At 60.4% G+C, this 21,981-nt stretch carries 20 protein-coding genes; 11 read left to right on the forward strand and 9 right to left on the reverse strand.

Annotation, left to right across the window (positions count from 1 at the left end; genetic code table 11):
* Both KGA96_RS25215 and KGA96_RS25220 read right to left on the reverse strand, forming a co-directional pair.
* Positions 1-681, reverse strand: a 681-nt coding sequence (locus tag KGA96_RS25215; RefSeq protein WP_223515293.1) for a TPM domain-containing protein, incomplete at its 3' end; no start/stop codon positions are given.
* Positions 682-718: 37 nt separating this feature from the next.
* Entirely contained in the window at positions 719-1,324 is a 606-nt protein-coding gene (locus tag KGA96_RS25220; RefSeq protein WP_046041485.1) for a LemA family protein, read from the reverse strand.
* 263 nt (positions 1,325-1,587) lie between these two features.
* Here KGA96_RS25220 and bglX point away from each other — a divergent pair, with 263 nt between their 5' ends.
* Entirely contained in the window at positions 1,588-3,879 is a 2,292-nt protein-coding gene (gene bglX / locus KGA96_RS25225; RefSeq protein WP_223465574.1) for a beta-glucosidase BglX, read from the forward strand.
* 140 nt (positions 3,880-4,019) lie between these two features.
* On the opposite strand, the gene KGA96_RS25230 is transcribed toward bglX, so the two are convergent.
* The 5 genes from KGA96_RS25230 to KGA96_RS25250 all read right to left on the reverse strand — a co-directional run bounded on the left by KGA96_RS25230 (position 4,020) and on the right by KGA96_RS25250 (position 8,492).
* Complete coding sequence (locus KGA96_RS25230; protein ID WP_046041482.1) at positions 4,020-5,177, reverse strand: phospholipase D-like domain-containing protein; 1,158 nt, start codon at positions 5,175-5,177, stop codon at positions 4,020-4,022.
* A gap of 1 nt (position 5,178) precedes the next feature.
* Positions 5,179-5,769, reverse strand: a complete 591-nt coding sequence (locus KGA96_RS25235; protein WP_223515295.1) for a YceI family protein — start codon at positions 5,767-5,769, stop codon at positions 5,179-5,181.
* 255 nt (positions 5,770-6,024) lie between these two features.
* A complete protein-coding gene (locus tag KGA96_RS25240) occupies positions 6,025-6,348 on the reverse strand; it encodes an amidase (protein ID WP_223515298.1) in 324 nt (107 codons plus the stop codon).
* Positions 6,345-7,439: a serine hydrolase domain-containing protein gene (locus tag KGA96_RS25245; protein WP_223515301.1), complete on the reverse strand. Its 1,095-nt coding sequence runs from the start codon at positions 7,437-7,439 to the stop codon at positions 6,345-6,347. Before KGA96_RS25245 ends, KGA96_RS25240 begins: the two co-directional genes overlap by 4 nt.
* Before the next feature lie 165 nt (positions 7,440-7,604).
* Positions 7,605-8,492, reverse strand: coding sequence for an acyl-CoA dehydrogenase family protein (locus KGA96_RS25250; RefSeq protein ID WP_046041476.1), 888 nt, complete (start codon positions 8,490-8,492; stop codon positions 7,605-7,607).
* A 155-nt stretch (positions 8,493-8,647) separates the two neighbouring features.
* Between KGA96_RS25250 and olsB the strand changes: the two genes are divergently transcribed.
* Complete coding sequence (gene olsB, locus KGA96_RS25255; protein WP_046041475.1) at positions 8,648-9,403, forward strand: L-ornithine N(alpha)-acyltransferase; 756 nt, start codon at positions 8,648-8,650, stop codon at positions 9,401-9,403.
* On the forward strand, positions 9,403-10,194 hold the full coding sequence (locus KGA96_RS25260) for a lysophospholipid acyltransferase family protein (protein ID WP_046041474.1): 792 nt from the start codon (positions 9,403-9,405) through the stop codon (positions 10,192-10,194). Before olsB ends, KGA96_RS25260 begins: the two co-directional genes overlap by 1 nt.
* 59 nt (positions 10,195-10,253) lie before the next feature.
* On the opposite strand, the gene KGA96_RS25265 is transcribed toward KGA96_RS25260, so the two are convergent.
* A complete protein-coding gene (locus tag KGA96_RS25265; protein WP_046041472.1) occupies positions 10,254-10,832 on the reverse strand; it encodes an ACP phosphodiesterase in 579 nt (192 codons plus the stop codon).
* Positions 10,833-11,002: 170 nt separating this feature from the next.
* Between KGA96_RS25265 and KGA96_RS25270 the strand changes: the two genes are divergently transcribed.
* The 5 genes from KGA96_RS25270 to KGA96_RS25290 all read left to right on the forward strand — a co-directional run bounded on the left by KGA96_RS25270 (position 11,003) and on the right by KGA96_RS25290 (position 14,963).
* Positions 11,003-11,305, forward strand: coding sequence for an ArsR/SmtB family transcription factor (locus tag KGA96_RS25270; protein WP_007983055.1), 303 nt, complete (start codon positions 11,003-11,005; stop codon positions 11,303-11,305).
* 94 nt (positions 11,306-11,399) lie between these two features.
* Complete coding sequence (locus KGA96_RS25275) at positions 11,400-12,566, forward strand: MFS transporter (protein WP_223515304.1); 1,167 nt, start codon at positions 11,400-11,402, stop codon at positions 12,564-12,566.
* A 30-nt stretch (positions 12,567-12,596) separates the two neighbouring features.
* Positions 12,597-13,646 (forward strand): alkene reductase, encoded by a 1,050-nt coding sequence (locus KGA96_RS25280; protein ID WP_223515307.1) that lies wholly within the window; start codon positions 12,597-12,599, stop codon positions 13,644-13,646.
* 247 nt (positions 13,647-13,893) lie between these two features.
* On the forward strand, positions 13,894-14,430 hold the full coding sequence (locus KGA96_RS25285; protein ID WP_046041465.1) for a hypothetical protein: 537 nt from the start codon (positions 13,894-13,896) through the stop codon (positions 14,428-14,430).
* Between the two features lie 95 nt (positions 14,431-14,525).
* The gene (locus KGA96_RS25290) at positions 14,526-14,963 is read left to right on the forward strand and encodes a hypothetical protein (protein WP_221174490.1); all 438 of its coding nucleotides are present in this window, start codon (positions 14,526-14,528) and stop codon (positions 14,961-14,963) included.
* Positions 14,964-15,250: 287 nt separating this feature from the next.
* Here the strand turns inward: KGA96_RS25290 and emhR are convergent, their stop codons facing one another.
* Positions 15,251-15,883, reverse strand: coding sequence for an efflux system transcriptional repressor EmhR (gene emhR / locus KGA96_RS25295; RefSeq protein WP_046041463.1), 633 nt, complete (start codon positions 15,881-15,883; stop codon positions 15,251-15,253).
* Between the two features lie 265 nt (positions 15,884-16,148).
* On the opposite strand from emhR, the gene KGA96_RS25300 reads away from it, so the two are divergent.
* Genes KGA96_RS25300 through emhC form a run of 3 tightly spaced genes read left to right on the forward strand, consistent with a single transcriptional unit; the run spans position 16,149 to position 21,931 of the window.
* Positions 16,149-17,306, forward strand: coding sequence for an efflux RND transporter periplasmic adaptor subunit (locus KGA96_RS25300; protein ID WP_046041461.1), 1,158 nt, complete (start codon positions 16,149-16,151; stop codon positions 17,304-17,306).
* 3 nt (positions 17,307-17,309) lie between these two features.
* Positions 17,310-20,471, forward strand: coding sequence for an efflux RND transporter permease subunit EmhB (gene emhB, locus KGA96_RS25305; protein ID WP_046041460.1), 3,162 nt, complete (start codon positions 17,310-17,312; stop codon positions 20,469-20,471).
* Positions 20,471-21,931 carry an efflux RND transporter outer membrane subunit EmhC gene (gene emhC, locus KGA96_RS25310; protein ID WP_046041458.1) on the forward strand — a complete coding sequence of 487 codons (1,461 nt, stop codon included), beginning with the start codon at positions 20,471-20,473 and terminating at the stop codon, positions 21,929-21,931. The genes emhB and emhC overlap by 1 nt, the downstream gene beginning before the upstream one ends.
* Positions 21,932-21,981: the final 50 nt, after the last annotated feature.

The raw sequence follows: 21,981 nt of genomic DNA on the forward strand, positions 1-21,981 counted from the left end.
GCCAAACCCACCACCGCCAAAGCCGCCCCCGGGTCCACCGGAGCCGCCCCGGCCAGCGGGAAGGATACCGAGCATCTGGCACACAAAAACAGTCAGGATGAACAACATCACCAAAAACACGAACAAACCGGGATGTCGCGCGATGAAATCGTCCCCCGGATCACCTCTGGATTCATACGCAGTGGAGGGTTCGTCCAGGGGGTTTCCGCCCAGCACCACCAGCATCGCCGCCACGCCGTCACTGATGCCTTTACTGAAATTGCCGGTCTTGAATGACGGGGTGATGACCTGGTTGATGATCACCGAACTCTGGGCGTCGGTCAGGCGATCCTCCAGACCGTAACCGACTTCGATACGCAGCCGGCGCTCGTCCCGGGCGATGATCAGCAAGGCACCATTGTTCTTGTCCTTCTGCCCGATGCCCCAATGGCGGCCGAGTTGGTAACCGAAGTCGGCGATGTCGGTGCCTTGCAAATCCGGCAAAGTCACGACCACAAGCTGCTCGCCCGTGGCTTGTTCATGGGCCTGAAGTTGTTGGCTGAGCTGCTGGCGCACCGATGGCTCGATCATCTGCGCATTGTCGACCACCCGCCCGGTCAGCGCCGGGAAGCTCAGCTCGGCCCGGGTAGCGATCGCCACCACCCACAACAACAGCAACAGGCCTGTTTTCAGGACGCGCATGGGCAACCTCTTGCGTGGTGACACCGATTACCGCTGTTCAGAATTTGACCTCGGGAGCCTTTTCCGAACCCGGCGTGGCTTCGAAGGTCTCGCGCATCGGAAGGTCGCTGTACATCACGGTGTGCCACAGGCGACCGGGGAACGTGCGGATCTCGGTATTGTACTTCTGCACCGCGAGGATGAAATCGCGCCGGGCCACGCTGATGCGGTTCTCGGTGCCTTCAAGCTGCGACTGCAAGGCGAGGAAGTTCTGGTTGGCCTTGAGGTCCGGATAACGCTCGGAGACCACCATCAAACGGCTCAAGGCGCCGCTGAGCTGGTCCTGGGCTTGTTGGTACTGTTTGAGCTTTTCCGGGTTGTCGAGGGTCGAGGCATCCACCTGGATCGAAGTGGCCTTGGCCCGGGCCTCGATGACCGCCGTCAGTGTCTCTTCTTCATGTTTGGCATAGCCCTTGACGGTTTCCACCAGGTTGGGAATCAGGTCGGCGCGCCGCTGATACTGGTTCTGCACCTGGCCCCAGGCGGCCTTGGCCTGTTCGTCGAGGGTGGGGATGTTGTTGATGCCGCAGGCGGTCAGCAACGTGGCCAGCATCAGCAGCGTGACGACCTGCAAACGCGAGCGGTAGGTTGGACTTACATTCATCAGGATAACGCTCCCTTGTACATTTCATGAAAAAACCGACCGTGAAACCTTCTGGGCCGGCTCTTGGGGCATAATCGCCCGCGCCTCTGGATTGCAACGGGCCGATGGGCTAAAAAGAGGCCCTGCGCGAAAACGCATCCGCCATCTGGCTGTGGTTTTTTGGCTCTGGTCTTTTGAGCCGGCACCCGAACAACAATAGACGCTCCCTAAATTTTGGCTGGCCGGCGTGTACATCGCCGTTTGGGCCCTTGAGAAAACTATTCATGAAGAAGCTGTGTTTGCTGGGCCTGTTCGTCAGCCTGGCCAGTCATAACGTATTGGCCGCCACGACACCCGCACCCCTGGAGAACAAGGAAGCCTTCGTCAGCAACCTGATGAAGCAAATGACCCTCGATGAAAAAATCGGCCAGTTGCGCCTGATCAGCATCGGCCCGGAAATGCCACGCGAAATGATCCGCAAGGAAATCGCGGCCGGCAACATCGGCGGTACGTTCAACTCGATCACCCGCCCGGAAAACCGGCCGATGCAGGACGCGGCGATGCGCAGCCGCCTGAAGATCCCGATGTTCTTCGCCTACGACGTGATCCACGGCCACCGCACCATTTTCCCGATCCCGCTGGCCCTGGCCTCGAGCTGGGACATGGACGCCATCGGCCTGTCCGGGCGCATTGCCGCCAAGGAAGCCGCGGCTGACAGCCTCGACATCACCTTCGCGCCGATGGTCGACATCTCCCGCGATCCGCGCTGGGGCCGTACTTCCGAAGGCTTCGGCGAAGACACCTACCTGGTGTCGCGCATTGCCGGCGTGATGGTCAAGGCGTTCCAGGGCACGGGCGCGAACGCGGCCGACAGCATCATGGCCAGCGTCAAGCACTTTGCCCTGTACGGCGCGGTCGAGGGTGGCCGCGACTACAACGTGGTCGACATGAGCCCCGTCAAGATGTACCAGGACTACCTGCCGCCGTACCGGGCCGCCATCGATGCCGGCGCGGGCGGGGTCATGGTCGCGCTGAACTCGATCAACGGCGTGCCGGCCACCGCCAACACCTGGCTGATGAACGACCTGTTGCGCAAGGAATGGGGCTTCAAGGGCCTGGCGGTCAGCGACCACGGGGCGATTTTCGAACTGATCAAGCACGGTGTTGCCGCCGACGGTCGCGAAGCGGCGAAGCTGGCGATCAAGGCCGGCATCCACATGAGCATGAACGACACCCTGTACGGCAAAGAACTGCCAGGGCTGCTGAAGTCCGGCGAGATCCAGCAGAGCGACATCGACAACGCCGTGCGTGCGGTGCTGGGCGCCAAGTACGACATGGGCCTGTTCAAGGACCCGTACCTGCGCATCGGCAAGGCCGAGGATGATCCGGTCGACACCTACGCCGACAGCCGCCTGCACCGCGCCGAGGCCCGTGATGTGGCACGCCGCGGCCAGGTGCTGCTGAAAAACCGCAACGAAACCCTGCCCCTGAAGAAAACCGCGAAAATCGCCCTGGTCGGTCCACTGGCCAAGGCCCCCATCGACATGATGGGCAGTTGGGCTGCCGCCGGTAAGCCAGCGCAATCGGTGACCCTGTTCGAAGGCATGACCAACGCCCTGAGCGACAAATCGACACTGATCTACGCCCGTGGCGCCAACATCACCAGCGACCCGAAAATCCTCGGTTACCTGAACTTCCTCAACTTCGACGCCCCGGAAGTGGTGGATGACCCGCGCCCGGCGAACGTGCTGATCGACGAAGCGGTGAAAGCAGCCAAGGATGCTGATGTGGTGGTTGCCGCCGTCGGCGAATCCCGTGGCATGTCCCACGAATCGTCGAGCCGCACCGATCTGAACATCCCGGAAAACCAGCGCGAGCTGATCCGTGCCCTGAAAGCCACCGGCAAACCGCTGGTACTGGTGTTGATGAACGGCCGTCCACTGACGATCCTCGAAGAGAAGGAACAGGCCGACGCGATCCTGGAAACCTGGTTCACCGGCACCGAGGGCGGCAACGCTATCGCCGACGTGCTGTTCGGCGACTACAACCCGTCGGGCAAACTGCCGATCAGCATCCCGCGTTCGGTAGGCCAGATTCCGACCTACTACAACCACCTGACCATTGGCCGGCCGTTCACCCCGGGCAAACCGGGCAACTACACCTCGCAGTACTTCGATGACACCACCGGTCCCTTGTACCCGTTCGGTTACGGCCTGAGCTACACCGACTTCAGCCTGAGCGACATGGCCCTGTCGTCGACCACGCTGAACAAGACCGGCAAGCTCGACGCCAGCGTCACGGTGAAAAACACCGGCAAGCGCGACGGCGAAACCGTGGTGCAGATGTACATCCAGGACGTGGCCGGCTCGATGATCCGCCCGATCAAGGAACTGAAGAACTTCCAGAAAGTAATGGTCAAGGCTGGCGAGCAGAAAGTCGTGCACTTCACCATCACCGAGGACGACCTGAAGTTCTACAACACCCAGCTCAAGTACGCGGCGGAACCGGGCAAGTTCAACGTGCAGATTGGCCTGGATTCAGAGGACGTGACGCAGCAGAGTTTTGAGTTGCTGTAATCCCGTTACACCGCAATAACCTGTAGGAGCGAGCCTGCTCGCGATGAGGGCATAACATTCAACATCATTGTTGACTGTCAGGCCGCCATCGCGAGCAGGCTCGCTCCTACAGTGGTTTCAGGGTGTTTGAAAGCTTGGGCTCAACCCCGTCGATCCAGCAGATTCACCACCACCCGATCCACCCATCCCCACACCCGTTGCTTGACCCGTTTCCACAGCGGTCGACGCTGCCATTCCTCCAGACTGACTTGCTCACTCAACCCGAAGTCCCGTTCGAAACTCGCCGCCACCGACCGGGTCAATCCGGGGTCCAGGGCTTCCAGGTTGGCTTCCAGGTTGAAGCGCAGGTTCCAGTGATCGAAATTGCACGAGCCGATGCTCACCCAGTCATCGACCAGGACCATTTTCAGGTGCAGGAAACACGGCTGGTACTCGAAAATCTTCACCCCGGCTTTGAGCAGTCGAGGGTAATAGCGATGCCCGGCATAGCGCACGGATGGGTGATCGGTACGGGGCCCGGTCAACAGCAACCGCACATCGACGCCCCGGGCAGCCGCCCGACGCAGAGACCGGCGGACTTTCCAGGTCGGCAGAAAGTACGGCGTGGCCAGCCAGATCCGTCGCTGACCGCTGTTCAGGGCACGCACCAGCGATTGCAGAATGTCCCGGTGTTGACGGGCGTCGGCATAGGCCACCCGGCCCATGCCCTCGCCTATCGACGGCACCCGTGGCAGGCGCGGCAGACCGAAATGCGAGGCCGGTCGCCAGGCCCGTCGATGGCGGTTGGCAATCCACTGACGATCGAACAGCAGTTGCCAGTCGAGCACCAGCGGACCGGTGATTTCCACCATCACTTCGTGCCATTCGCTGACGTCTTCCCCCGGGGTCCAGAATTCATCAGTGACACCGGTGCCGCCGACCACGGCCAGGCTCTGGTCCACCAGTAACAGCTTGCGGTGATCGCGGTAGAAGTTGCCGACCCAACGGCGCCAGCTCAGGCGATTGTAAAAACGCAGTTCCACGCCGGCGGACATCAGCCGCTGACGCAAGGTCAGGGTGAAAGCGAGGCTGCCGTAATCATCGAACAGGCAGCGCACTCGCACACCGCGCTCGGCGGCCTGCACCAAGGCCTGGACCATGGCTTCGGCGCAGGCACCCGCCTCCACCAGATACAGCTCCAGTTCGACCTGTTCTTCAGCCCGGGCAATCGCCACCAGCATGCGCGGGAAAAACTGCGGACCGTCGACCAGCAGTTCGTAATGGTTGCCTTCACGCCAGGGAAAAATCGCTCCGGCCATGTCAGCGTGCCGTGAATATCAGTACCGCACTCACCGGCACCGAAAGACTGATCGCCGACAGACCGGCCAGTTTGCGCAACGCCTCCAACCCTGGAGCCAAATCGAAATCCTCTGCATTGATCACCAGCGGTTCGAGGGTCACCACCTGAAAGCGCCGGTCATCGAGCCGGGTCGCCAGCAGTTCGGCCTGGTACTGGTGTTGTTTGCCGTGCAAGTCGACCGTCAGCGGCAGGCGCAACTCCAGCTGCGCGCCGGGAGCAAGGTCGTTGATCGGGCGCAGATCGATTTTCGTGGTGATCAAGGCGTCGGAAAACCGGTCGATCTGGAACAGTTCCTTGCGCATGCGCTCATCGCGCAACGGTATTCCGCTGTTGATCGACTCCAGCTCGATTTCCACCTGCGCCAGCCCCTCGGGGTCGACCTTGCCGTGCAGCACCAGGAAGCGTTGCACTTCGCAGACATTGGCATTCTTGGAGCTGACAAACGACAGGCGCGAAGACTCGCCGTCGAGGTACCAGTCGGCGCGGGCCGACAATGCGGCACCCGTCAGCAGCAGAAAAACGAGGAATCGGAGGGCGGAGCGCTTGAACATAGAGACTCGTAAGGCAGAGAAACCTGTGCTGAACCTTAACTGGCCTTCAGCGCATTGCAAGCCGTCTATTACTCCAAACCTGCCTTTGTGGCGAGGGGGCTTGCCCCCGTTCGACTGCGTAGCAGTCGCAAAACCTGTCATTGCGGTTTGCCTGATGGAACCTGTTGCATGGTTTTGGGGGGCCGCTTCGCGACCCAACGGGGGCAAGCCCCCTCGCCACAAAAGCCTTGTCCTCACCCACGAATCTATTCGTGTTCAAGGCTGCAAGCGACAGCCCTGGCGCTCGCCGATCCACACCGCGCTGTTGCTGCAGCCCATGCCGCTGACCGTGACACGTTTGCCGGCCGGGTCATCGGCAAAGCCGCTGGCGGGCAGCCACTGTTTCACATAACCGTGGCAGTACTCGGCGTCGTTGTTCATCACGTAGCGGCACGAACAGTATTCCTTGGCGGTGTAGGCGCTGATGATGTCGGGGAACGCCCACAGCGCCACCCGCTCGTGCCAGATCCAGCCAAGCAAGGCAATCAGCAGGATCAGCAACAGGGAACTGACCGCTCGACGGCGTATGAAACCGCTCATGGCTGCACCTTCCCGGCAAAGGCCTTGAGCGCGAGCTGGAGCAATTGGTTGTGCCGGTAACTGCCGTCACGGTCATCGCCGTAACGGACGATCACCAGCTGCTCACTGGGGATCACGTACATTGCCTGGCCCCAATGGCCCAACGCGGCGAAGGTGTCGGCGGGGGCATCGGGCCAGGGTCGTGCCGCGCCCTCAACGGCTCGATTGAGCCACCACTGGCCGCCGGGGACGGCATCGTCTTGATGGGCGTGATAGTGAGCGAACGGCTCGCGGTTGAACGCCACCCAGTCCTTGGGTAGCAGTTGCTTGTCTGCCCAGCGCCCCTCGCGGGCCATCAACAGACCAACTCGCGCCAGGTCCCGTGCCGTGAGGTAGGCATAGGACGAAGCAACGAAAGTGCCTGTGCCATCGGTTTCCCACACGGCATGACGAATGCCCAGCGGTTCGAACAGTGCAGTCCACGGATAGTCCGGATAGCGGCCGGGGCCGACGATGGTTTTCAATGCGGCGGACAACAGGTTGCTGTCACCGCTGGAGTAGCGAAACGCCTGGCCCGGCGCCGCGTATGAATCATGGGATGCGGTGAACGCGGCCATGTCGTGGTGACCGCGGGTGTAGAGCATGGCCACCACCGAAGACTTCAGCGGTGCGTATTCGTAGTCTTCCTGCCAGTCCAGGCCCGAGGCCCAGTGCAGCAGGTCAGCCATGGTCATGTCGGGGTATTTTTGCAGGGGCGGATAAAGCTTTGCCACAGGGTCGCCGAGCTTGAACAAGCCTTCACCGTAAGCCACACCGAGGACCGTGGCCATCAGGCTCTTGCTGATCGACCAGGTCAGGTGCGGCGTCTCGGCCGTCGTCGGGCCGGCGTAACGTTCGTAGATCAACTGGCCGTCGCGGATCACCAGCAAGGCGTCGGTGCGAATGCCCTGGCGAGTGGTGTCATCGCGGGATGGGAAGGCGTAGGCCTCCAGGGCTTGAAGCGCCGGGCCGGTTGGCGTCGGGGCGGTTGGCCATTGCTCGGCGGGCCAGTTTTCAGCCTGGGCCGTGAGGCTGAGCAACAACAGGAAAATCAGGGACAAGCCTTTGGGCATGACGGGGGCTCGGAGATTGAACCTGCTGAGCCTAGTCGAGGTTGATGACAATTCAGAAGTTCATGTTGCCAAACAGGCCGCCATCGCGAGCAAGCTCGCTCCCACAATGGATCTTTGGTGTGAGCGAGATCCCTGTGGGAGCGAGCCTGCTCGCGAAGAGGCCAGTCAGTGCAGCGAAGATTCCGCCATTGCCTTGGCCAACCGCTTGCCCCGAGCCCCAGCCGCCAAATCCATCACCACCTGATCCCGCTGCCACATCGCCGCCCACTCCGATGGCCCCTCGGCGAGTGCTTCATTCACCTCAGCCTTGAGCCCTTCGAACTGCGCAAACAACCCGCCAAGCAACACATGCCCGGCCGGATGGGTCGGTGGCTGGCGGCTGGTTTCCGCGCACCCCGCCAGTAACCCCAGCAACCGCAATTGCAAGCCTTGTGGCCAATCGCATTCCTGGCCGACGCCATACAACCACGCCGTCATCGCACTCAGCACATAGATGTCTTCCAGCGTGCGGAACGGTTTGACGTACGCATCCCAACCATCCCCTGCGAGCAACTCGCACAGCGCGTTATCCAGAAACAAGCTGCCATGGCTGATGTCCGGCATCAACGGGATCGGCGCCAGCTTTTCCACCTGCACACCCGGTTCATCGCGATAGATCACCGCCAGGCTCAAGCGTGGATCGACGCCGGGCTCCTCGCTGCGCGCAGCCACCAGCAGCCAGTCGGCGGCATTACCGGCGGTGACGAAATCCTTGCGTCCGCTCAAGCGCAAACCGCTCAGTCGGGTTTGCATGTCGGCCGGGCGCAGGCTGCGCTGTTCGGTGGCGCACAGCGCGCCCAGACTCAGGGGCGCGCTCGGCCAGAGCATGCGCAAGGCCGCCTGATACCCCACCAGAAACGCCAGCCCCGGCGTCGCCATCAACCGCCCGCCAAGCACCGCCAATTCAAACGGCGTGACCGTGCCCAACTGCTGCAACAAGGTCGCGAAACCTTCGGCCAGATCCGGATTGGCGGGCAAGCGATCACGGCGGTTCAACAGGGTTTGCCAGGGCATAAGAGGCTCCTCGAGGGCTGTCATATAAGCATCACCAAAGCTTAATGGCGATGACACCGGGGCTACATAGCCTGACTTTGCACAACACGGCTAGACAAAGAAAGTCGATTCGCTGTAGCCCAAAGACGGGTGAGCAGCCCGCACGGAGATTCACCATGACTCAGATCGCCCGCATCAGCGATACCGGCAACGAACGCCGCCTGCAAGCCGAACGCCTGGTGGGCGCCGAGGCATTGCAGGAGGCCCAGGCCTTGCGCTTCAACGTGTTCAGCGGTGAGTTCAACGCCAAGCTGAAAGGCGCGGAACTGGGTCTGGACATGGATGACTACGACGTTCACTGCGCCCACATCGGCGTGCGTGACTTGAATACCGGCCGTCTGGTGGCGACCACCCGTTTGCTCGACCACACGGCTGCCAGCAGCCTGGGCAAATTCTACAGCGAAGAAGAATTCAGCCTCCACGGCCTTGTGCACCTGCAAGGCCCGATCCTGGAAATCGGTCGCACCTGCGTCGACCCGGCCTACCGCAATGGCGGCACCATCGCCGTGCTCTGGGGCGAATTGGCCGAAGTCCTGAACCAGGGCGGCTACAGCTACCTGATGGGTTGCGCGAGCATTCCGATGCAGGATGGCGGCGTGCAGGCCCACGCGATCATGCAGCGTCTGCGCGAACGCTACCTGTGCACCGAACACCTGCGCGCCGAGCCGAAAAACCCGCTGCCGAGCCTGGCCATCCCGTCGAACGTGATCGCCGAAATGCCACCGCTGCTCAAGGCCTACATGCGTCTGGGCGCGAAGATCTGCGGCGAACCATGCTGGGACGAAGACTTCCAGGTTGCCGACGTGTTCATCCTGCTCAAGCGCGACGAACTCTGCCCGCGCTACGCCAAACACTTCAAGGCGGCTGTGTAATGAGCCGGTTGCGGGTGTACGCGCGAATCGCGCGAGTGCTGTTGGTAGTGACGCTGGGCCTGGGCATGGCCAGCGTGTTCGGGGTGTTCGAGCGCCTGGGCATGGCCCATTCGATGGCGCGTCGTCAGCGCTGGTCGCGGTTTTTCATGGCCCGCCTGAGCAACGCCCTGCCCTTCGACGTGACCGTCCACGGTGAGCTGCCGAAGACCCCGATGCTCTGGGTCAGCAACCACGTGTCCTGGACCGACATCCCGCTGCTGGGGATGCTCACGCCGCTGTCGTTTTTGTCCAAGGCCGAAGTGCGCACCTGGCCGGTGGCCGGCTGGTTGGCGGCCAAGGCCGGCAGCCTGTTTATCCGCCGTGGCTCGGGTGACAGCCAGTTGATCCGCAAGCAGATGACCCGTCACCTGGAACAGGCACACCCTCTGCTGATGTTCCCGGAAGGCACCACCACCGATGGCCGCTCGCTGCGCACCTTCCACGGCCGCCTGCTGTCCGCCGCCATCGATTCCGAAGTGGCAATGCAGCCGGTGGCGATTCGTTATCTGCGTGACGGCCAGCCTTGTGCGCTGGCGCCGTTCATTGGCGACGATGATCTGCTCTCGCACTTGATGCGTCTGTTCGCCAATGACCGTGGCGGCGTGGAGATTCACCTGCTCAAGCCAATCGAGTGCGAAGGTCGGGAACGTGCGGCGCTGGCGTTCGAGGCACAGCAGGCGGTGCAGAAGGTGTTGTTCGGGACTGTTGTTGAACCTCAGCGCGCACCGATGCGCCCTGCCATTGCGGCTTGATTCAATTTCAGACTGAAGACGAACCTGTGGGAGCGGGCTTGCTCGCTCCCACAGAGGTTTTATGGTGTTGGATAGTTCCGGGCAAAATCCTGCAGCTGCGGATAGAACAACCGAAAGTCCTCGCTCAACGGTTCATACAAGCGCCGCAACTCCTGCATCGCCGCCGCCAGCTCTTCCGGCCTGCTCAGGCGCCGCGAGATCCCGCGCAACACTTGCTCCAACACCTCGAATTCCTGATACGACCCCAACCAGTCATTGGCCACCATGTGCGGCGCAATCTTCGCCAGCCGCTCCGGCAGTTGTCGCTCGCTGGACAGCACGCGGTACACGTCTGAAGTGAACAACTCCAGCGGCCGGTCGGCGTACAGCGTCCAGTCACGAGCCAGGCAATGGTCGAAAAACACGTCGAGCACGATCCCCGCGTAGCGACGACGGGTCAGGGAGAAACGTGACAGCGCGACGTCCACCAGCGGATGGCGATCGGTGAACACGTCGATGCTGCGGTGCAACTGGATAGCCCTCTCGATTTCCGGAGCGAACTGCCCTTGCAGCCGTCCCTTGACGAAATCGCCGTACAGACTGCCGAGCAACTGGCCGGGACGCTGGCCACCGAGGTGAAGATGTGCGAGATAGTTCATGGGCGCAGCTTAGCACTGCCCCCTTGTTTTGTTACACTCACCATATCGTTATAACTCGATATACCGAAATATGAGCTGGTCAGAGCCAAATCATATTTGTATATCGCGAAATACCGATTTAAAGTTCGCCTCATCGCGATATAGCGTTTTAAACATCACGAGCCCACATCATGACCATCAATCTCGACGAAATAATAAAAGCCCTGGCACACCCAGTACGGCGAGAAATCCTGCACTGGCTCAAGGACCCGACCGTCGAATTTCCCGACCAGTCCCACAGTAACGAGCACGGCGTTTGCGCCGGGCAGATCGATCAACGCTGCGGCCTGTCGCAGTCCACGGTGTCCGCACACCTGGCGACCCTGCAACGCGCCGGCCTGATCAGCAGCCGCAAAGTCGGCCAGTGGCATTTTTTCAAACGCAACGAGGAAACCATTCAGGAGTTCCTCAAAACCTTCAGTAAAGAGCTCTGACCCTGTGGGGGCGTTCTCAATTGGTTTTCACACAGCGCCGGGAAAACCAAATGAGAACGCCCCCCACGTCAGCCAGCCAACAAGGAATTAAACAATGCCCCTCTCGCTACTCATCCTGGCCTTGAGCGCCTTCGCCATCGGCACCACCGAGTTCGTCATCATGGGCCTGCTGCCCAACGTGGCAGCTGACCTCGGTGTATCGATTCCCGGTGCCGGCTGGCTGGTGACCGGTTACGCCCTGGGCGTGGCCATCGGCGCGCCGTTCATGGCGCTGGCCACCGCCAAACTGCCGCGCAAGGCAGCCCTGGTGGCGTTGATGGGCATTTTCATTGTCGGCAACCTGCTTTGCGCAGTGGCCGGCGACTACAACGTGCTGATGTTCGCCCGTGTGGTCACCGCCCTGTGCCATGGCGCCTTCTTCGGTATCGGTTCAGTGGTAGCCGCCGGCCTGGTGCCTGCGAACAAACGCGCTTCGGCCGTGGCCCTGATGTTCACCGGCCTGACCCTGGCCAACGTCCTCGGCGTACCGCTGGGCACCGCCCTCGGCCAGGAGGCCGGCTGGCGTTCGACATTCTGGGCCGTGACCGTGATCGGTGTGATCGCACTGATCGGTCTGATCCGCTTCCTGCCGGCCAAGCGCGATGAAGAAAAACTCGACATGCGCGCCGAACTGGCCGCACTCAAGGGCGGCGGCATCTGGCTGTCCCTGAGCATGACCGCGCTGTTCGCCGCCTCGGTGTTCACCCTGTTCACCTACGTCGCGCCGCTGCTCGGCGAAGTCACCGGCGTCTCGCCCCGTGGCGTGACCTGGACATTGATGCTCATCGGCCTGGGCCTGACCGTCGGCAACATCATCGGCGGCAAGCTGGCCGACAAAGGCATGGCAGCGACGCTGATCGGCGTGTTCATCACCATGGCCGTGGCGTCCACCGTGCTGACCTGGACCAGCGTCGCGCTGATCCCGACCGAAATCACCCTGTTCCTCTGGGCCACCGCGTGCTTCGCCGCCGTGCCTGCGTTGCAAGTGAACGTGGTGACCTTCGGCAAGGCCGCACCGAACCTGGTGTCGACCCTGAACATCGGCGCTTTCAACATCGGCAACGCCTTGGGTGCCTGGGTTGGCGGCAGCGTGATTGCCCACGGCTTCGGCTTGACCAGCGTGCCCCTCGCGGCAGCCGTACTGGCGGTACTCGCCCTGCTGGTGACCCTGATTACCTTCCGTCAGAGCGGCAATCCCGATCTGGCCCCTGCTACCAACTGATCAACCATTACCTCACGAGGGTTGCGTTAAATGACGACTATTTTCGATCCGATCAAACTGGGCGACCTCGAGTTGGCCAACCGCATCATCATGGCGCCGCTGACCCGCTGCCGCGCCGACGAAGGTCGCGTGCCCAACGCGCTGATGGCCGAGTACTACGTGCAGCGCGCCTCCGCCGGCCTGATCCTCAGCGAAGCCACTTCGGTCACGCCGATGGGCGTCGGCTACCCGGACACCCCGGGCATCTGGTCCAACGATCAGGTGCGTGGCTGGTCCAATGTGACCAAGGCTATCCATGGCGCGGGCGGCAAGATCTTCCTGCAACTGTGGCATGTGGGTCGCATTTCCCACGGTTTGTACCTGAACGATGAAGCCCCGGTCGCCCCAAGCGCCATCCAGCCCAAGGGCCACGTCAGCCTGGTGCGTCCGCTGGCCGACTTCCCGGTGCCGCGCGCCCTGGAAACCGCTGAAATCGCCGACATCGTCGACGCTTACCGCGTCGGTGCCGAGAACGCGAAGGCTGCCGGTTTCGACGGCGTGGAAATCCATGCCGCCAACGGTTACCTGCTCGACCAGTTCCTGCAAAGCAGCACCAACCAGCGCACCGACAACTACGGCGGCTCCCTGGAAAACCGTGCCCGCCTGCTGCTGGAAGTGACTGACGCGGCCATCGAAATCTGGGGTGCCGGCCGTGTCGGCGTGCACCTGTCGCCACGCGCCGACTTGCATGACATGGGTGACGACAACCTGACCGAAACCTTCACCTACGTCGCTCGCGAACTGGGCAAGCGTGGCATCGCCTTCATCTGCTCGCGCGAGAAAGAAGGTGCCGACAGCCTCGGTCCACAACTCAAGGAAGCCTTCGGCGGCCCCTACATTGCCAACGAGCGCTTCACCAAGGACAGCGCCAACGCGTTGCTCGCCAGTGGCAAGGCCGATGCAGTCGCCTTCGGCGTACCTTTCATTGCCAACCCTGACCTGCCGGCACGTTTGCAGGCTGACGCGCCGCTGAACGAAGCGCGTCCGGAACTGTTCTACGCCAAGGGCCCGGTCGGTTACATCGACTACCCGACGCTGTAATTAACACCTGCTTGTTTCAAAGGCCTCCGCGCTCTTGCGCCGAGGCCTTTTTTTTCCGTAAAAATCAAACAATACAATTTCTACTAAAAAACCCACCCCACCGCGCCCCTCCATCAAGCACTCTGCCCACATCAAGCAAGATAAGTTAACAACTCACTTCAGTCCGCTTATTGAATAACCGCCCCTCACGAACAACAATGACTTAAACCCATTGACACCCAAGCACTACTTAAATGGAATTAAGCCAATGCCTTCACTCGCAAAACACATAAAGCCTACTCTAACCGGGCTAACACTCGCCCTCATAACAAGCAGCTCCAGCTTTGCTTCAAATGAAAAGCAAAAGCCACTCATTCAATCCAAAGACCCGGACACAACGACTATTCACTACCACTTTAAAAACCTCACAAACAGCACAATGAAGCTTTCAAAGCCTACAAAAAAACAAAGCAACTCCTCCTACCCCATCAGTGAGTTCGATGTCCCCGCCAAGGGCCGATATGAGTATGCAGCTGACTTTCCGAATTTCTTCAGTTCTATTGCTTTCGGCAAAGCGACCGAGCTGACAGAAACATTTGCCTACGTTTCGGGAAACAAGGAATGCCTATACACGGCGTCCATTGAAGTCAGACTGGAAAAACAAGGAGACGACGCCGAACGAGTGCCCCACTGGTCGGGCAATGGCAAATCAACGGGAACTGAAGCGGCTGACTGTTCAACTGAAATTCTCGAAGTGCAAAACAGTTACCCAAATAGTATGAGCATTGAGTTCACCATGGAATAACCCCCCGCACCTCCCATCTACGAGCAACCAAAATGCACACTTACAAGTTGTCAATACTTGCAATGCTTTTATTTTACTCAATCAATGCAAACAGCATGACCGACACCGTCATCACCCTCAAACTGTCGAACAACACTTTCGGCACGTTAAAACTGAAGAGCATTTCGGGCTTGGAAGTTCCGCTGAATGGTCCCTTGATAACGTTTAATGTCGGGCCAGGCACCAAAGAAATCCTCGACATACCCTATTCCAGACCTTTTACACTCGACAAAACAGGCTGGCAACCTCGCAGGCAAAAAGTTGAACCTGTCAGTCTCGACCTGGTATATGAAGTGCACGGTTATCGATGCCGACTGAAAACCCGGATGGCGGCTCCAGTTGGTTACGGCGTTTTAGAGCCTGACTACAAACCTGACTGGAAGGCAACAGTCGAACCATCAGGAAATGGCCAGTACAAATGCAACGCGACAATCTCAAAAAAGATGACAAGGCCACCCTTCAGCTACACGGTTAACTTTAGTATCAGTAAATAGACATCGTAATAAATCGGAGGGGAACGTCCCGGCCTCTGCGCCACGCCCTCCGACCGCCCTCCACCCCGGTATCAGTTCACAAACTGATGTCCGCACGGTGAAAAAAACGGGCGACTACCATTCGCTCACAGTCTCGACACAAATTCCCTACAAATTACTGAGCTTGCTACCTGTCAACGTGCCGAGTGTAAGTATATAAAAGCACCCCATTGTCGAAGGGCGCGTGAAGAACTGTTCATCTTCGGCTTCAACGGTTGACACAGAAGACGTCGATTACGCATTTTGCTTTATTTGCGCAGGCTGGGGCTGAAGCGCAACAGATCCAGCCCGGTATCGACCCAACGCTCGGCTTCGGTGTGCAATTCAAAACTGGCGGGGGCCAGCAACCACTGATACAGGATGCCATCAATATAAGCATGCAGGCTGATCGCGGCGCGGGCAGTGTCGAGATTTTCCGGCAACTGGCCACGATTCACGGCATTACTCAGGGCCAGGCCGATCCGCACATTGCATTCGAGGCTGGCTGATACCCGTTGTTGGCGCAGGTCGCACATTTCATCGGTGAATTCGCACTTATGAAAAAGAATCTCATTGATGCGTCGGGTTTTCGGGTCCAGCGCAATTTGATGAAACAAATGAATCAACAGCTTGCGCATGCAGCCCAGGGGATCGAGTTCGTCTTCGCTCTCGCTGGCCTTGGCCATTTCTTCCAGGGGCTCATGCAGGGTGTCGAGCATGGCCTGCACCAGATCCGCCTTGTTGCTGAAATGCCAGTAGATGGCCCCTCGAGTGACGCCGGCCAGGGTCGCGATGTCCGCCAGGGTCGTGCGCGCCACGCCTCGCTCGAAAAAGGCCTTTTCGGCCGCCACGAGAATTTGCGCGCGGGTTTCCTGAGCTTCCTCTTTGGTACGACGGACCATGGCAGTACAACCTCAATCAGGGTGCTTCAGCGATGCCTGAACATCGGCTGAATAAAAGTGGGGCGAACGTTCTGGGGGTTCGTCCCCGGCCTACAATTCCAACCTTTCAACGGCTTGTGTAACGGCGTGAGTACACAGCCTGGGTATTTACAAACAGCCATGTACGTAAGTATATTCCTTAGTAAGCTACTTATCTACTCGGCAAACATTTTTCAACCTTCCACCTTTCTAGTGCGCACCTTGCGCGCCTGACCCGAGGATTTTCATGCAATTCAAGCCAGCTGTTACCGCTCTGGTCGCCGCCGTCGCCCTGGCATCGCTACTCAGCGGATGCAAAAAGGAAGAGGCAGCACCGGCCGCCCCACCGCCTCAGGTCGGCGTCGTGACTCTGCAACCGCAAGCTTTCACCCTGACATCCGATCTGCCCGGCCGTACCAGTGCGTTCCGCATTGCCGAAGTCCGCCCGCAGGTCAACGGCATCATTCTCAAGCGCCTGTTCAAGGAAGGCAGCGACGTCAAGGCCGGCCAACAGCTCTATCAGATCGACCCGTCGATCTATGAAGCAACGCTCGCCAGCGCCGAAGCCAACCTGCGTTCGACCAAGTCGATTTCCGACCGCTACAAGCAACTGGTCGATGAGCAGGCTGTGAGCCGTCAGGAATACGACACCGCCGTGGCCAACCGCCTGCAATCGGAAGCCTCGCTGCAAACCGCACAGATCAACGTGCGCTACACCAAGGTCTATGCCCCGCTGACCGGCCGCATCGGCCGCTCCTCGGTGACCGAAGGCGCGCTGGTGAGCAATGCTCAGGTCGACGCGATGGCGGTGATTCAGCAAATCGACCCGATCTACGTCGACGTGACGCAGTCCTCGGTCGAGCTGTTGCAACTGCGCCGTGAGCTGGAAAGCGGTCGCCTGCAAAAGGCTGGCGATAACGCCGCCTCGGTCAAGCTGACCCTCGAAGACGGCAGCGAGTACAAGCTGGACGGCAAGCTGGAATTCTCCGAAATCTCGGTTGACCAGACCACCGGTTCCGTCACCCTGCGTGCCATATTCCCGAACCCTGACCACACCCTTCTGCCAGGCATGTTCGTGCACGCCAAGTTGCTGGCCGGTGTGAACAGCGCGGCGATCCTGGCCCCGCAGCAAGGCGTGACCCGCGACCTCAAGGGGACGCCAACCGCACTGGTTGTCGGCCCGGACAACAAGGTCGAACTGCGTCAACTCAAGGCCAACCGCACCGTCGGCAATCAATGGCTGATCGAAGACGGCCTGAAGGCTGGCGATCGCCTGATCACCGAAGGTCTGCAATTCGTCAAACCTGGCGTCGAAGTCAAGGCCAGTGAAGCGACCAACGTAGCCGTAACGAACCCGGCCCCCGCCCAGGCAGCTGATAAAGCCTCTGGCGGCAAAGGGGAGTAAACCATGTCGAAATTTTTTATCGACCGTCCGATTTTCGCTTGGGTAATTGCCCTGGTGATCATGTTGGTCGGGGCACTATCGATCCTCCGGTTGCCGATCAACCAGTACCCGAGCATTGCGCCTCCAGCGATCGCCATCTCCGTGGCCTACCCGGGTGCTTCGGCACAAACGGTCCAGGACACTGTGGTTCAGGTGATCGAGCAACAGCTCAACGGTATCGACAACCTGCGTTATGTCTCGTCGGAAAGTAACTCCGACGGCACCATGACCATTACAGCGACCTTTGAGCAAGGCACCAACTCCGACACCGCGCAGGTTCAGGTCCAGAACAAGCTGAACCTGGCCACCCCGCTGCTGCCGCAAGAAGTGCAGCAACAGGGTATCCGCGTCACCAAGGCGGTGAAGAACTTCCTGTTGGTGATCGGCGTGGTGTCGCGTGACGGCAGCATGACCAAGGACGACCTGTCCAACTACATCGTGTCGAACATGCAGGACCCGATCTCGCGGACCGCCGGTGTCGGTGACTTCCAGGTGTTCGGTTCCCAGTACGCCATGCGTATCTGGCTCGACCCGGCCAAGTTGAACAACTTCAGCCTGACCCCGATCGACGTCAAGACCGCTATCGCCGCGCAAAACGTCCAGATATCGTCCGGCCAGCTCGGCGGCCTGCCTGCCCTGCCCGGCACCCAGCTGAACGCGACCATCATCGGCAAGACCCGCCTGCAGACCGCGGAGCAATTCGACAAGATCCTGCTCAAGGTCAACAAGGACGGTTCCCAGGTTCGCCTGAAAGATGTTGCCGAAGTCGGTCTGGGTGGCGAGAACTACAGCATCAACGCCCAGTTCAACGGCGCCCCGGCTTCCGGCCTGGCGGTGAAACTGGCCACCGGTGCCAACGCGCTCGATACCGCCAAGGCCCTGCGCACCACCATCGACAGCCTCAAACCCTTCTTCCCGCAAGGTATGGAAGTGGTGTTCCCGTACGACACCACGCCGGTAGTAACGGAGTCGATCAGGGGCGTGGTTCACACCCTGGTCGAAGCGGTCGCGCTGGTGTTCCTGGTGATGTTCCTGTTCCTGCAGAACTTCCGTGCCACCATCATCACCACGATGACCGTGCCAGTGGTATTGCTCGGTACGTTCGGCATCCTCGCGGCCGCCGGTTTCAGCATCAACACCCTGACCATGTTCGGCATGGTGCTGGCCATCGGTTTGCTGGTGGACGATGCCATCGTCGTGGTGGAAAACGTCGAACGGGTGATGAGCGAAGAAGGCCTGTCACCCAAGGAAGCCACCAAGAAATCCATGGGCCAGATCCAGGGCGCACTGGTGGGTATCGCCTTGGTGTTGTCGGCGGTGCTGCTGCCCATGGCGTTCTTCAGCGGTTCCACCGGTGTGATCTACAAGCAGTTCTCGATCACCATCGTCTCGGCCATGGCCCTGTCGGTACTGGTTGCACTGATCTTCACCCCGGCGCTCTGCGCCACCATGCTCAAGCCGATCCGGAAAGGCGAGCACGGCACCCCGAAACGCGGTTTCTTTGGCTGGTTCAACCGCAATTTCGACCGCGGCGTACGCAGCTACGAGCGCGGCGTGGGCAACATGCTCGCGCACAAGGCCCCGTACCTGCTGGCCTACCTGATCATCGTCGTCGGTATGATCTGGCTGTTCACCCGCATTCCAACGGCGTTCCTGCCGGAAGAAGACCAAGGTGTACTGTTCGCCCAGGTGCAGACGCCTGCCGGCTCCACGGCCCAGCGCACCCAGGTGGTCGTCGACGAAATGCGTGAATTCCTGCTGCGCCCTGGCAAGGATGGCGGCGAAGGCGATGCGGTGAACTCGGTGTTTACCGTGACCGGCTTCAACTTCGCCGGCCGTGGCCAGAGCTCGGGTATGGCGTTCATCATGCTGCGTCCGTGGGACGAACGTAACGCCGACAACAACGTGTTCAAGGTGGCGGCCCGTGCCCAGCAGCACTTCTTCACCTTCCGCGATGCCATGGTGTTCGCTTTCGCACCACCGGCGGTACTGGAACTGGGTAACGCCACCGGTTTCGACGTGTTCCTGCAGGACCGCGCCGGTATCGGCCACGAAAAACTGATGCAAGCGCGCAACCAGTTCCTCGGCATGGCCGCACAAAGCAAGATTCTGACCCAGGTGCGTCCGAACGGCCTGAACGACGAACCGCAATACCAGCTGGAAATCGATGACGAGAAGGCCAGTGCCCTGGGCATTACCATCGCCGACATCAACAACACCCTGTCGATTGCCCTGGGCAGTAGCTACGTCAACGACTTCATCGACCGTGGTCGGGTGAAGAAGGTATACGTGCAAGGCCAGCCAGGCGCTCGCATGGGCCCTGAAGACCTGCAGAAGTGGTACGTGCGCAACGCCACCGGCACCATGGTTCCGTTCTCGGCGTTCGCCAAGGGCGAGTGGATTTACGGTTCACCGAAACTGGCCCGTTACAACGGCGTGGAAGCGATGGAAATCCTCGGTGCCCCGGCGCCAGGCTATTCCACCGGTGAAGCCATGCTCGAAGTCGAAGCCATCGCCAAGAAACTGCCGGCGGGTGTCGGTATTTCCTGGACCGGCCTGTCGTATGAGGAACGTCTGTCCGGTTCGCAAGCGCCGGCGCTGTACGCCCTGTCGCTGCTGATGGTGTTCCTGTGTCTGGCGGCGTTGTATGAAAGCTGGTCGATTCCGATCGCGGTGATGTTGGTGGTGCCGCTGGGGATCATCGGTGCACTGATGGCCACCAGCCTTCGCGGTTTGTCCAACGACGTGTACTTCCAGGTAGGTTTGTTGACGACTATCGGTCTGGCGGCGAAAAACGCCATTCTGATTGTCGAATTTGCCAAGGAACTACACGAACAAGGGCGTAGCCTGCGCGATGCGGCAATTGAAGCCTGCCGCATGCGTCTGCGACCGATCATCATGACCTCGCTCGCCTTCGTCCTCGGTGTGGTACCACTGGCGATATCCACGGGCGCAGGTTCCGGTAGCCAGCATGCAATCGGTACCGGCGTGATCGGCGGTATGATCACGGCGACTGTGCTGGCGATCTTCTGGGTCCCGCTGTTCTTCGTTACCGTGTCGTCCATAGGCCAACGCAAAATCGCCGACCAGGATGACGCTACTGAAACTCCTAAAGAGGCTGGCTAATGAGCAAGTCGCTACTCTCCCTGGCAGTCGCCGCCTTCGTGCTCGGTGGCTGCTCGCTGATACCTGATTATCAGCAGCCCGAAGCGCCGGTGGCGGGCCAGTACCCGCAGGGCCTGGCGTACTCGCCGGCCCAGGCTCCGGCGCAAGCGGCTGCCGAGCAGGGCTGGAAGCAGTTTTTCCATGACCCGGCGCTGCAACAGCTGATCCAGGTGGCCCTGGAAAACAACCGTGACCTGCGTGTCGCGGCCCTGAACATCGACGCATTTGCGGCTCAATACCGCATCTCCCGTGCCGATCTGTTCCCGGCCGTCTCGGCCAACGGCACAGGCAGCCGTCAGCGCGTTCCGACTGACGCTTCGCAGACCGGTCAAGCCGGCATCACCAGTTCCTACTCGGCAACGGTGGGTGTCAGCGCCTATGAACTCGACCTGTTTGGCCGGGTTCGCAGCCTGAACGAAGAGGCGCTGCAGAAGTACTTCGCCACTGAAGAAGGCCGCCGCAGCACGCAGATCAGCCTGGTGGCCAGTGTGGCCAATGCCTACCTGACCTGGCAGGCCGACAAGGAACTGTACAAGCTGACCCAGGACACCCTGGCCGCCTTCGAGGAGAGCTACAAGCTCACCGCCCGCAGCAACGAAGTCGGCGTCGCCTCGGCCCTGGACCTGGCACAGTCGCGCACCTCGGTGGAAAACGCCCGTGCGCAACTGGCCAAGTACACCCGTCAGGTCGCCCAGGACGAGAACATCCTGGTGCTGCTGCTCGGCACCGGCGTCCCGGCCAACCTGCAAGCGGCCAAACCGCTTGACGACGACCTGCTGAGCGACGTTCCGCCCGGCCTGCCGTCGGACCTGCTGCATCGTCGTCCGGACATCCTTCAGGCCGAGTACAACCTGAAGGCCGCCAACGCCAACATCGGCGCGGCGCGGGCTGCGTTCTTCCCGAGCATCAGCCTGACGGCCAATGCCGGGACCTTGAGCCCGGACCTGTCCGGTCTGTTCAAGGGTGGTTCGGGCACGTGGCTGTTCCAGCCGCAGATCAACCTGCCGATCTTCAACGCCGGCGCCTTGAGCGCCAGCCTGGATTACTCGAAAATCCAGAAAGACATCGGCGTGGCGAACTACGAGAAGTCCATTCAAACGGCCTTCCAGGAAGTCGCCGACGGCCTGGCCGCCCGCCAGACCTATGTCCAGCAGTTGCAGGCACAGAAAGATTTCGTCAGTGCCAACCAGGAGTACTACCGCCTGGCCGAGCGTCGTTACCGTATCGGTGTCGACAGCAACCTGACCTTCCTCGATGCCCAGCGTCAGCTGTTCAGTGCGCAGCAAGTGCTGATCACCGACCGCCTGGCGCAACTGGTCAGCCAGGTCAACCTGTACAAGGCCCTGGGTGGTGGTTGGAACGAACAGACCGCGAAGAACGAGCCGTTGAAAGAAGAAGCGCCGAAGATGAAGTACTTCTGATAGCGCTGTGAAAACACGAAGCCCACCGATTGGTGGGCTTTTTTATACTA

The sequence above is a fragment of the Pseudomonas sp. GL-R-26 genome (genome assembly GCF_019947365.1).
Classification (GTDB): domain Bacteria; phylum Pseudomonadota; class Gammaproteobacteria; order Pseudomonadales; family Pseudomonadaceae; genus Aquipseudomonas.